This window comes from Nocardia sp. NPDC004722 (assembly GCF_053601505.1).
The window spans coordinates 1-11,409 of the sequence record NZ_JBSGBY010000253.1; the positions used below are offsets into that span (position 1 = coordinate 1).

Genomic DNA, 11,409 nt, shown 5'->3' on the forward strand with positions numbered 1-11,409 from the left:
CTGTGTTCGGTCTCGATGGAAATAGGTTTTGGTTTGCGGTTTTGCGGTTCGGTCTCGGGGGATGTGATGGTCGGCGGGTACCTGGGGTGACCGCGCCGCGGGGCCGATGATCGCCTTCTCCACCACCTTCAAGTGGATGATCAAGTTCCTCAACGGGGTCGCCAACTGGGCGGTGCGCCGGGTGGGCATCGAACCGGCAGAGGAGTTGCGCTCGGCGCGGTCGCCGCAGGAATTGGGTTCGCTGGTGCGGACTTCCGCGTTGCACGGGGCGCTGGATCAGCGCACCGCGCAGGTGGTGGATCGGTCGCTGCAGTTCGGTGAGCGCACCGCGGAGGAGTTGATGACTCCGCGCATGACCATCGAAACCCTGGATCAGGACTGCACTCTCGCCGATCTGATCGACGCCGCGCGCGAGACCGGCTACTCCCGGTTCCCGGTCATCGAGGGCGACCTCGACAACACGCTCGGGTTCGTGCACGTCAAGCAGGTGTTCGTGTATCCGGCCAAGGATCGCCGCAATATCAAGCTGGAGTCCATCGCCAAGCCGGTGCCGATCGTGCCCGCCTCCCTCGACGGTGACGAGGTGCTCGAGCGGGTGCGCCGCGACGGCATGCAGGTGGCGCTGGTGGTCGACGAATACGGCGGCACCGCGGGCATCGTCACCATGGAGGATCTGATCGAGGAGATCCTCGGTGATGTGCGCGACGAGCACGACGAGGAGGAAGTCGATGTGCGCCGCACCCCGACGGGCTGGAACTGCTCGGGTCTGCTGCGCGTCGACGAGGTCTCCCGCGCCACCGGATACGACGCGCCCGAAGGCGAGTACGAGACGCTCGGCGGCCTGGTGCTGACCCGGCTGGGCCGCATCCCGGAGACCGGCGACGAGGTGCTGCTGCCGCAACCGGGCAACCATCAGCTCGAGCAGCCGCACACCAAGGGCGGCTGGATCGCCAAGGTGGAACGCATGGACGGCCGCCGCATCGACCGGGTGCTGATCCGCCCCGTCGACGCCGAGGCCCTCGCGATCTGGGAGCACGATCATGGGTGACCTGTACGCCGTCCTGCTCACCCTGGTGTTGCTGCTGGGCAACGCGTTCTTCGTGGGCGCGGAGTTCGCGCTCATCTCCGCGCGCCGCGACCGCCTGGAAGCGCTTGCCGCGCAGGGCAAGCGCAGCGCCAACACGGTGATCGAGGCGGGCCAGAACCTGTCGATGATGCTGGCCGCCGCGCAGCTGGGCATCACCATCTGTTCGATCCTGCTGGGTCGCGTGGGCGAGCCCGCGGTGGCGCATCTGCTCGAGCAGCCGTTCGATCTGCTGGGCGTGCCCGCTTCGCTGTTGCATCCGATCTCGTTCGCGCTGGCGTTGACCATCGTGGTGATCCTGCACATCCTGCTGGGCGAGATGATCCCGAAGAACATCGCCCTGGCCGGGCCGGAACGCTCGGCGCTGCTGCTGGTTCCGCTGCATTTGGCGTGGCTGCGACTGGCCAAGCCGTTGATCGCGATCTACAACTTCGCGGCCAATATCACGTTGCGGGCCTTGCGGATCGAGCCGAAGGACGAGCTGGATTCCACCGTGTCGTCGGTGGAGCTGGCGGAGATGTTCGGTGAATCCCGCTCGGAGGGACTGCTCGACGAGGAGGAGCACCGCCGGCTCACCCAGGCGCTGGGTTCCAGTGACCGCATCGTCGCCGATGTGATGGTGCCGCTGGCCTCGGCCCGGTCGGTGCCGTTGCGCGGGGACGGGACCACGCTCGGCGATATCGAATCCGCCGTCGCGGAAACGGGTTTCTCGCGGTATCCGGTGCGCGCGGCCGACGGTTCACTGGTCGGCTACCTGCACGTGAAGGATGTGCTGGATCTGACCGCCGACGACGACGCGGGCCCGGGCACGCCCATCCCCCGCACCGATATCCGTCCGCTGCCGACGCTGAGCATGGGCACCACCCTGTTCGAGGCGCTGGCCCGGTTGCGCCGCACCAATTCGCATCTGGGCCGCGTGGTCGACAGCCGTGGCAACACCGTCGGCATCGTCGCCCTGGAAGACCTGGTGGAGGAGTTCGTCGGCACCGTCCGCGACGCCACCCACCGCCTCGCCGAATGATGAACGCGCGCACCGAATCCGCTGTGCTGTCCGGCCCCGATTGGCGGGGCCGGGCGGCCGCCCACCGTGACCGGGTCGAGGCGCTCGTCGGCCCGTATCTCGCCCGGCGGGCGGCCGGTAAGAAGCATCCGGTGGTCGACTTCCTGTTCACCTACTACGGTCACAAGCCCGCCCAGCTCAAGCGCTGGCATCCCGGCTACGGCGTGGTCCTGGCCGACGCCGAGGATTACGCGGGATTCCGTGGCTACCACCGAGTCTCGTTGGGTGACCAGGAGTCCGATGGCTGGACCGCCGACCCCGAGTTCCTCGAAAAACGGCGCGATACCGTCGAATTCGTGGCCGGCCTGCTCACCGCCACCGCCACCCGCCCGGCCCAGCTGTCCTGTTTCGGCCTGCACGAATGGGCGATGGTCTACCGCACCGACGAGGTCCGCCACCAACAGGTCCCCCTCCGCCTCGGCACCCAGGGCACCGACGCGGTAGTGGAGTCGATGCAATTGCGCTGCACCCACTTCGACGCCTTCCGCTTCTTCACCCCCGAAGCGGTCCCGCTCAATATCGAGCCGCTGACCCGCGAGCTGCAGGTCGACCGCGAGCAGCCCGGCTGCCTGCACGCCAATATGGACATCTACAAGTGGGGCTTCAAACTCACCCCGCTGATCGGCTCCGAACTGCTGTTTGATGCCTTCGAATTGGCCTGCGCCGCCCGCGAACTAGACATGAAAGCCAGCCCGTACGATCTGCGGGATTTCGGCTACGAGCCGATCCGGATCGAAACCCCGTCCGGGCGTGCCGAGTACGTGCGCGGGCAGGCCGAGATCGCCGAACGGGCGGCCGTCCTGCGGGCCCGGCTGCTGGACACCTGCCGCGATCTGCTCGCGCTGTAGCTCAACCCTTGCGGGTGGGTCGGCTGACCGGCAGCGCATTACCGGTCTCCAACAGCGATTTCAGGTCGCTGAGCATGAACGGGTAGCCGCCGCCGAAGCCTTCCGTCTCCAGGTCGCCGGAACTGATGACCGCGATGAGCGGTGCCCCGGTCACCTCGTGGACGACGGTCAGGGCGCAGGTGCCGTCGGCGCGGTCGCGAATCTCGTAGCGTAGGTAGGTTTCCGGTTCCGCGACCAGGTTCACGTCGCCGAGGAATCGGATGCGTGCGCCCAACAGCCGCGGCGGGTCGTAGTCGGTGACCGTGCCCTGAATGATGAGTTCCGGTTCACTGTCGATCGGGCGCGGTCCGGAGGGCGCGAAGACCGTGAACGCGCCACCGATACGCGGTTCGATGACGCTGCGGCCGCCGAATCCGTAGCGCACGGTCCACTCCGGATCGGTGATCGCCTCCCAGATCCGGGTGGCAGGGGCGGCGATGATCACTCGATGGATCTGCCGGGCCTCAGGGCGAGCCCGCGCGCGAATGTCGTCGAGGCTCACGATTCCAGGTCCTTCTTCAGATCCGTCAGGGCGGAGAGCTGCTGCTCGGTGAATTTGTCGATCCAGCGGTCGTGGATCAGCCGGATCGGTATGGGATTGAGGTAGTGCAGCTTCTTGCGGCCGTCCCGGACGGTGGTCACCAGGCCCGCGTCCTCGAGCAGGCGCAGGTGTTTGCCGATGCCGAATCGGGTCATTTCCAGGCCGGATTCCAGCTCGGTCAGTGTTTGACCGTCCCGGGCGAACAGCGCGTCGAGCAGATATCGCCGGGTGGGATCGGCCAGCGCCTTGAACACCGCGTCCTCGTCCACGCCCCCACCTTATACGAGACCATACGGTCACATGACCGTTGACATGTGACCATTTGGTCACCTATTGTCGGCGGCATGAACCGATACATCGTTCTCTACCTCGCACCCCTGTCCGTCGCCGAGCGATTCGCGCAGGCCACGCCCGCCGAAGCCGCGAAAGGCATGCGGCTGTGGGCGGATTGGGGCAACCGCCTCGGTGCCGCGCTCGTCGATCCGGGCCGACCGCTCGGCAACGCGCGCCGCGTCACGCCGACCGGAATCACCGATACCGACAGCGGCGTCATAGGAATGTCGATCCTGCGGGCCGATTCCATGGACGAGGCCCTGGCAATGGTCGACGACCATCACCATCTGCACTGGGCCGACCAGTGCGAGATCGTCGTCCTCGAGGAGCAGCCCATCCCCGAGTTGCAGTCGTAGCACCCGACCTAGACGGACTGTCACAGACAATTTCGCGCTACCCCTACCGGCCGGTCAGTTCATGGGTTAACGTTTCGAGACGTAACCGTGACCACATCGGACAACGTGCTGTGCGGTGGGTCACCGAGCTTGTGTTTCGAACGAAGACGGGGGTGCCGCGATGAGGCGGTTCACGCGAGTACGCCGGTCCAAGCCGGCGGCGGTACTGGCGGTCACGCTGCTGGGGGCGGCCGTGCTGCCGATGCAGGGAGCATCGGCGGATCTGCAATCCGACATCCTCAACCAGGTGCAGCAGTTCCTGGACGTGGGGCGCACGTCCGTGCCGCGCGCGGACTGCGGTGACGACGCGCTGCCGGAAACCGGTATCCAGGGCGATGTTTCGGCCGAGGACCGCAACGGCGGGCGCAGCACGCTGGGCTATCGCTGCAATCTGTCGTATGTGGGCGGGTATGTCGGCAAGGGCGCGGGCATCACCTCCACGACCTACGACCACTGCTCCTACACCGGGTCGCTGTTCCCGGGCAATATCCTCGGGCCCGCGCAGGGCGTGCAGGTCCTCGATGTCTCCGATCCGGCGAATCCGGTGGTCACCGGCAGCCTCACCGAACCGGCCATGCTGGCGGGCACCTGGGAATCGCTCAAGGTCAATGCCGAGCGGAAATTGCTGGTGGGCACCGGCGTTCCGGTCGGCGAGGGCGCGGGCTACCTGTCGGTCTACGACATTTCCGACTGCGCGCATCCGCGGCTGCTGAACCAGGGCTCCGGCACGAATCTACTGATGCCGCTGCCGATCACGACCCATGAGGGCGGGTTCTCGCCGGACGGCCGCACCTACTGGGCCTCGGGCATCGCGCCCGGGTTCGTGAGCGCCGTCGATCTGACCGATCCGGCGAATCCGCACGTGATCTGGCAGGGCCTGACCGGCATCGAGGCGCACGGGTTCGGGATCAGCCCGGACGGTAATCGCATGTACCTCTCGGCGCTGGCCGGATTCACCGTGCTGGATATCAGCGCGGTGCAGCGGCGGGATCCGAACCCGCAGGTGAACCATCTGGGACGGGTGTTCTGGACCGACGGCTTCGCGACGCAGCACAGCATTCCGGTCACCTATGACGGCAAGCCGTACCTGTTCACCGTCGACGAGGGCGGCGCGGGCGGGGTGAAGCTCATCGACATCTCCGACGAGACCAACCCGACCGTCGCGGCCAAGATCAAACTGGAGATCAACCTGCCGGAGAATCAGGATTCGGCGATGGCCTCGGCCATGGGCGGTTCGGTGTTCTCCTACGACGCGCACTACTGCGCCGCCGACCGCCCGACCAACCCGACCGCGCTGGCCTGCGGCTGGGAGGAGTCCGGCATCCGGGTCTTCGATGTGCGGGATCCCTTCCACGCCAAAGAGATCGCCTACTTCAACCCGCCCGCGCGCAAGGGCCGCAATCTGGAGCTGTGGAACTCGCCGCACGCGCTGGCCTCGCTCATCGGCGTCCCGTTCATGGAGTTCCCGTCGGCGGCGCGCGCGGTGCTGGAAGGCAAGTTCGATCCGAATCAGGCGCTGTCGTCTCGGACGGGCATGGTGGCCTTCGGTGACCTGTCCACCGACTGGTGCTTCTCGCCGCCGGAGTGGCACGGCAGCCAGTTGTGGGCCACCTGCAATGACAACGGGTTCATGGTGTTGCAGCTCGCCGACAACGTGTACACGCCGCCCGCCGATCAGCAGTCCGTGGTGGGGTCGTGACCGGCAACCTGCGTAATCGCCTGCGTGCGGCCGGATATCGCTGGCGGCGACCGGCCGGATTCGCGGCGCTGCTCCTGACCGTGTTCACGGCGGGATTCCTGGTGCGACCACTGGCCGGCGAGAACCATTCGGCCACACCGGTACTCAGCCCGGTCGAGATCGGCTTCAGTCAGGACATGACCGCGCATCACGAACAGGCGCTGATCATGGTGCTGCGCCTGGATTCCGGCGTCGACCCGACCGTGCGGCGATTGGCCCAGCAGATCGGCGACAGCCAGCGCATGGAGATCGGCACCATGCTCGGCTGGCTGCGCCTGGCCAATGTCGCACCGGATTCACGGCATCCGATGGCCTGGATGAACACCGCTGCCGCACAAGAGCATTCGTCTGTGGCCGGGATGTCGACGATGACCAGCGCCAACGGCACCAGCATGCCCGGAATGGCCACCCAGGCCGAGCTGGACGCCCTCGCTACCGCGCGGGGTCAGGACGCGGAAGTGCTGTTCCTGCAACTGATGCTGCGTCATCACCGTGGCGGGGTGGCCATGGCGAAGGCGGCCGATGCGCTGCTGGCCTCCGGTCCGGTGAAGGAGGCGGCCCGGGGCATGATCACCGCGCAATCCCAGGAGGCGGGGCTGATGACTGTCATGCTCGCGCAGCGGGGTGCCCAGCCGTTGTCGTGAGGGCGTTTTCGCCGGTGTGAAATCTCACGGGATCCGTGGTCAGCCCCCTGGGTATGGTCGAGAGGTCGATCGGCCACGGCGGCCGGGAAGGGGATGATCTCGACCATGACCCAGGCTGAAGCGCTCACCATCCCCGCGCACATCCACGGCTATCCGGAGCTCGCGTTCGGCGGCCACCTGGCGGGCCTGCTCGCGGGGCAACTCGACGCCGACACCGTGCGCGTCGATTTCCGCCGACCGGTCACCGTGAACACCCCGATCCTGCTGTCGCGGCCCGAGTTGGGCCGCGCCACCCTCACCGCCGTCGACGACATCCTGCTGGTCGAGGCGAGCCCGTCGGTGCTCACCCTCGACCCGATCCCCGCGCCGTCCTGGTCCGAGGCGAAGTCCGCGCTCGACACGGCACTGTCCTCCCCGCGCCGCGTGACCGACTGCTACGGCTGTGGCGCGGCCTGCGAGCCCGGGCGCGGCTTGCGCCTGTTCCCGTGGCGCGTGCCCGGCACCGAGATCATGGCCACGGCCTGGACGCCCGATCCGGGCCTGGCCGACGAAACCGGGGAACTGCCACCGGAAGTCGTGTGGTCGGCGCTCGATTGTCCTGGCGGCCTTGCCGGTTTCGTCTTCTCGAGGATGGGTCAGGGCACGTTCACCGCCGCTCTCACCGCAACTCAGCACGCCCCCGTCTTCGCCGGTGCCGACTACATCTCCCACGCCTGGGTGATAGCGCGCGACGGCCGCAAACACACTGTCGGCGTAGCCCTTTCCACCCCCGACGGCGACCTGTGCGCCCTCGCCGAGGCCCTCTGGATCGAGCCGCGCAACTCCTGAGCGGGATGCCACCGATCATGACAAACTGACCGCGTGGCAGGTTCTTCATCGCCGAAAGCCCAGACCGACGCCATGGCCGCGGTCATCAATTGGGACACCGTCGGTCCCGCGTTCAAGGACTTCTGGAACAGCACCTATGCGCGCGAAGTGACGGTCACCGCCCGCCTGGCGGGCCGGTTCCGCAGCTGGGGGCAATTCACCCGGTTCATCGCCCTGTGCGCGAGCGCGGTGGTGACCGGTCTGGCCGGATTCGAAGGCTCCCTGATCCGTTCGGCGACGGCGGTGGCGGGCGGCGTGGCGGTGGTGGCCACCGGCTCCACCGCCATCTTCCGCACCGACCAGCGCCTGGCCACCAACCGCCGCACCCAGCAGGCCCTGCTCTCGGAGGGTTGGAAGTTCGTCTCCGGCGCAGACGGTTACGAAGGCGGCCCGACCACCGCCAACGCCACCAAATTCGTCACCAATATCGAGCAACTGCTCAACACTTACGTCGATACCTACGTCCGCACCATCGACGAACCCACCCCCGCTTCCTGATCAGAGGTTGGCGATGGTGTGTTCGAGGCGATCGGCCACCAAGGCGCGCGCCTGTTCACGAAGGGCGGGGCGGTAGCCGGTCGGGTACACCGGATCCGCGGGCGTGTAGTTCTTCAGGACCTCTTTGGCCAGGGTGATCTTGTGGACTTCGGTGGGGCCGTCGGCGATCGCCATGATCTGGGCGTAGGTCATCATGTCGGTGAAGGGCAGGTCCGTGCTGACGCCGATCGCGCCGTGCAGGTGCATGGCGCGCTGGGCGATGTCGTGCATGACCTTCGGCATGGCGACCTTGATGGCGGCGATGTCGTGGCGGACCTTGCGGTAGTCCTGTTCCTTGTCGATGCGCCAGGCGGTGCGCAGGACGAGCAGGCGGAACTGTTCCATTTCGATCCAGGAGTCGGCGATCTTCTCCTGGGTGAGCTGCTTGCCGCCGAGGACGCCCTTGCCCATGGGGCGGGAGACGGCGCGTTCGCACATCATGTCGAAGGCCTTGCGCACCAAGGCGACCGTGCGCATGGCGTGGTGGACGCGGCCGCCGCCGAGGCGGGTCTGGGCGACGATGAAGCCCAGGCCCTCCGCGCCCAGCAGGGAGTCAGCGGGGATGCGGACGTCGGTGAAGCGCAGGTGGCCTTCGTGTTCGCTGAAGCCGGGGACGGTGAAGTTCTTCGCCACCTCCAGGCCGGGGGTGTCGGCGGGCACGATGAACATCGAAAGCCGCTGGTGCGGCGGCGCTTCCGGATCCGTCACAGCCATGACGATGTGGAAGGTGGCGAACTCGGCGGCGGAGTTGAACCACTTCTCGCCGTTGATGACCCAGGAGTCGCCGTCGCGCACCGCGCGGGTCTGGAAGGCGGTCGGGTCGGAGCCGCCGGTGGGTTCGGTCATGACGTAGCAGGAGCCGATCTCACCATCGAGCAAGGGCTGCAGGTACTTCGCCTTCTGCTCGGGGGTGCCGAAATGGGCGAGGATCTCGGCATTGCCGGAATCCGGCGCCTGGCAGCCGAACACGAGCGGGGCCCACATGGAGGTGCCGAGCACCTCGTTGAGCAGGGCGAGCTTCAGCTGCCCGTAACCGGGGCCACCGAGCTCGGGGCCGAGGTGGCACGCCCACAGCTGCTGGTCTTTCACCTGCTGCTGCAAGGGTTTCATCAGCGCCCGGATCTCCGGATTCTGGCGGTCATACGGGTTGGGGTAGAGCAGGTCGAGGGGTTCCACCTCGGTCCTGACGAACTCCGCGACCCAGTCGAGTTTCTTCTGGTAGTCCGGATCGGTGCCGAAATCCCAAGCCATGATCAGCCTTTCGTGCTCTTGCGGGGTTGGATGAGTCCGTCCAGGACGGTGGTGCCGAGAATGTCGGCGATTTCGTCGGGGGTGTGGCGGCCGTCGGCGCGGTACCAGAAGGTGACCGAATTGAGCATGCCGAGAAGACTGTTGGTGACGACGTGGTCGGCGGTGCGCAGCACGCCGGAGGCCTTGCCCGCGTCGATCACCTGCTGCCACAGGCGTTGGATGCGGTCGCGCAGTTCCTGCAGCTCGCCCGCGCGTTCGCCGGTCAGCGCGGCACCGTCCCGCAGTTGGATGGCGACCGCGCTGCGGTTGTCGATGATCAGCCGGACATGGCTGTGGATCAGCTTGCGCAGCTTGGTGACCGGATAGTCGGAGCCACCGGCGATCTGCTCGGCCTCGGTGAGCATGAGCCGCGTGTAGTCGCGCAGGATCTCCCACAGCAGTTCCTCTTTCGAACCGATGTGGTAGTACAGCGCACCGCGCTGCACATCGGCGCGGTCCCCGATCTCGGCGACGCCGGTGCCGTGGAAACCCTTCTCCGCGAACAGCTCCAGCGCGGCACGCACGATCCGGTCCCGGGTCTCCCCCGGTGCGGCGGCCGAGGCGGGCGGGCGGCCGCGGCGGCGGGCGGGGACCTCGGCGGTCACCGGAAGCCACCGTCGAGGGCCAGGGTCGCGCCGGTGCAGAAGGCCGACGCGTCGGAGGCGAAGAACAACGCCGCCCCGACGATGTCGGCGGGCGCGCCGATGCGGCCGAGCGCGGTGTGCCGGGCCAGCTCCGCGGCGAGACCCTCCGGCCAAGCCTTGGAGATATCCGTGGCGAACGGCCCGCAGCGAATCGTGTTCACCCGCACGCCCGGCCCGTATGTGTGCGCCAACCCCACGGTCAGCGCCTCCAGACCGGCCTTCGCGGCGGCGTACGGCACGGCGAGCGGTTCGGGGTGCGCGGCCTCGATCGAAGATATATTCACGATCGATCCGCCGCCCGCCGCGGCCATGCGGGCTCCCAGGAGGGCCGAGAGCCTGAACGGGCCCTTGAGATTGGTGGCGATCACCTTGTCGAACATGGCCTCGGAAACCTGGTCCAAGCTGGGATAAAGCAGCGACATCCCGGCGTTGTTGATCAGCACGTCGACCCGGCCGAACTCGCCGTGAGCGGCCTCGACGAGCGTCTCGCACTGGCCCCAATCCCCCACGTTGCAGGCCACCGCGAGAGCCCGTCGCCCGGTCTTGGCACGCACGTCGGAGGCTAGTTCCTCACACGCGTCGAGCTTGCGGCTGGCGATGACGACATCGGATCCCGCTTCGGCGAGCGCGAGGACCATCTCCCGGCCGAGCCCGCGACTGCCGCCCGTTACCACAGAGACCTTGCCCGACAAGGGTTTTCCCATGAACCGCACCTTCGCGACGACCCGCCAGAAAATGTTCCACCCAGTACATTAAATATACCGATCGATACAATCAAGACCCATCGCGCGAGGCCCCAACCCCCGGGCCGTGAAATACCGCCCAGTAACCGCGAGTAATATGACGCGCGTACTTTTTCCACCCGGCTTCTCGAAATGAGGCAGTAGATGACAGAGCGGATTCAGGTCGGCGGGCTGCAGGTTGCCAAGGTGCTCCACGATTTCGTGGAGAACGAGGCCCTCCCCGGCACCGGTGTTGATTCCGCCGCGTTCTGGTCGGGTGCCGAGGCCGTCATCAATGACCTCGGTCCCCGCAACCGCGCACTGCTGGCGGAACGCGACGACATCCAAGCCAAGATCGACGAGTGGCACCGCGCCAACCCCGGCGCCGGCTACGACAAGGCTGCCTACAAGCAGTTCCTCACCGAGATCGGCTATCTCCGTCCCGAACCGGCCGATTTCCAGATCGGCACCGAGAACGTGGACGCCGAAATCGCCACCCAGGCCGGACCGCAGCTGGTCGTGCCGGTGATGAACGCCCGCTTCGCCATCAATGCCGCGAACGCGCGCTGGGGCTCGCTGTACGACGCCCTGTACGGCACCGATGCCATCTCCGAGGCCAATGGCGCGGAGAAGGGTTCGAGCTACAACAAGGTCCGCGGTGACAAGG

General features: G+C 67.1%; 12 protein-coding genes and 2 pseudogenes. 9 read left to right on the forward strand and 5 right to left on the reverse strand.

Annotated elements, in window-relative coordinates:
- Positions 1-97: 97 nt before the first annotated feature.
- From ACWELQ_RS23670 to ACWELQ_RS23680, 3 genes and pseudogenes are all read left to right on the forward strand, one after another.
- Positions 98-1,048, forward strand: a pseudogene (locus tag ACWELQ_RS23670) (hemolysin family protein); the annotation flags it as partial.
- Positions 1,041-2,105: a hemolysin family protein gene (locus ACWELQ_RS23675; RefSeq protein ID WP_452399230.1), complete on the forward strand. Its 1,065-nt coding sequence runs from the start codon at positions 1,041-1,043 to the stop codon at positions 2,103-2,105. The pseudogene ACWELQ_RS23670 and the gene ACWELQ_RS23675, both read left to right, overlap by 8 nt.
- The gene (locus tag ACWELQ_RS23680) at positions 2,105-2,992 is read left to right on the forward strand and encodes a 3-methyladenine DNA glycosylase (RefSeq protein ID WP_452399240.1); all 888 of its coding nucleotides are present in this window, start codon (positions 2,105-2,107) and stop codon (positions 2,990-2,992) included. Before ACWELQ_RS23675 ends, ACWELQ_RS23680 begins: the two co-directional genes overlap by 1 nt.
- 1 nt (position 2,993) lies before the next feature.
- Here ACWELQ_RS23680 and ACWELQ_RS23685 read toward each other — a convergent pair whose 3' ends face one another.
- Positions 2,994-3,533 (reverse strand): SRPBCC domain-containing protein, encoded by a 540-nt coding sequence (locus ACWELQ_RS23685; protein WP_452399231.1) that lies wholly within the window; start codon positions 3,531-3,533, stop codon positions 2,994-2,996.
- The gene (locus tag ACWELQ_RS23690) at positions 3,530-3,841 is read right to left on the reverse strand and encodes an ArsR/SmtB family transcription factor (protein ID WP_452399232.1); all 312 of its coding nucleotides are present in this window, start codon (positions 3,839-3,841) and stop codon (positions 3,530-3,532) included. Before ACWELQ_RS23690 ends, ACWELQ_RS23685 begins: the two co-directional genes overlap by 4 nt.
- 75 nt (positions 3,842-3,916) lie before the next feature.
- Here ACWELQ_RS23690 and ACWELQ_RS23695 point away from each other — a divergent pair, with 75 nt between their 5' ends.
- The 5 genes from ACWELQ_RS23695 (at position 3,917) to ACWELQ_RS23715 (ending at position 8,047) form a co-directional block, all read left to right on the forward strand.
- Entirely contained in the window at positions 3,917-4,261 is a 345-nt protein-coding gene (locus ACWELQ_RS23695; protein WP_452399233.1) for a hypothetical protein, read from the forward strand.
- 160 nt (positions 4,262-4,421) lie between these two features.
- Positions 4,422-5,999 carry an LVIVD repeat-containing protein gene (locus ACWELQ_RS23700; RefSeq protein ID WP_452399234.1) on the forward strand — a complete coding sequence of 526 codons (1,578 nt, stop codon included), beginning with the start codon at positions 4,422-4,424 and terminating at the stop codon, positions 5,997-5,999.
- Between the two features lie 20 nt (positions 6,000-6,019).
- Positions 6,020-6,682, forward strand: a complete 663-nt coding sequence (locus ACWELQ_RS23705; RefSeq protein ID WP_452399241.1) for a DUF305 domain-containing protein — start codon at positions 6,020-6,022, stop codon at positions 6,680-6,682.
- A gap of 105 nt (positions 6,683-6,787) precedes the next feature.
- Positions 6,788-7,510, forward strand: coding sequence for a PaaI family thioesterase (locus ACWELQ_RS23710; protein WP_452399235.1), 723 nt, complete (start codon positions 6,788-6,790; stop codon positions 7,508-7,510).
- A 33-nt stretch (positions 7,511-7,543) separates the two neighbouring features.
- Entirely contained in the window at positions 7,544-8,047 is a 504-nt protein-coding gene (locus ACWELQ_RS23715) for a DUF4231 domain-containing protein (protein WP_452399236.1), read from the forward strand.
- On the opposite strand, the gene ACWELQ_RS23720 is transcribed toward ACWELQ_RS23715, so the two are convergent.
- From ACWELQ_RS23720 to ACWELQ_RS23730, 3 genes are read right to left on the reverse strand one after another with little or no spacing between them, the layout of a single operon-like run.
- Positions 8,048-9,337 (reverse strand): acyl-CoA dehydrogenase family protein, encoded by a 1,290-nt coding sequence (locus tag ACWELQ_RS23720; RefSeq protein WP_452399237.1) that lies wholly within the window; start codon positions 9,335-9,337, stop codon positions 8,048-8,050.
- Between the two features lie 2 nt (positions 9,338-9,339).
- Complete coding sequence (locus tag ACWELQ_RS23725; protein WP_452399238.1) at positions 9,340-9,981, reverse strand: TetR/AcrR family transcriptional regulator; 642 nt, start codon at positions 9,979-9,981, stop codon at positions 9,340-9,342.
- The gene (locus ACWELQ_RS23730) at positions 9,978-10,724 is read right to left on the reverse strand and encodes an SDR family NAD(P)-dependent oxidoreductase (protein ID WP_452399239.1); all 747 of its coding nucleotides are present in this window, start codon (positions 10,722-10,724) and stop codon (positions 9,978-9,980) included. The genes ACWELQ_RS23725 and ACWELQ_RS23730 overlap by 4 nt, the downstream gene beginning before the upstream one ends.
- Positions 10,725-10,907: 183 nt before the next feature.
- Between ACWELQ_RS23730 and ACWELQ_RS23735 the strand changes: the two are divergent.
- A pseudogene (locus ACWELQ_RS23735) lies at positions 10,908-11,409 on the forward strand (malate synthase G); the annotation flags it as partial.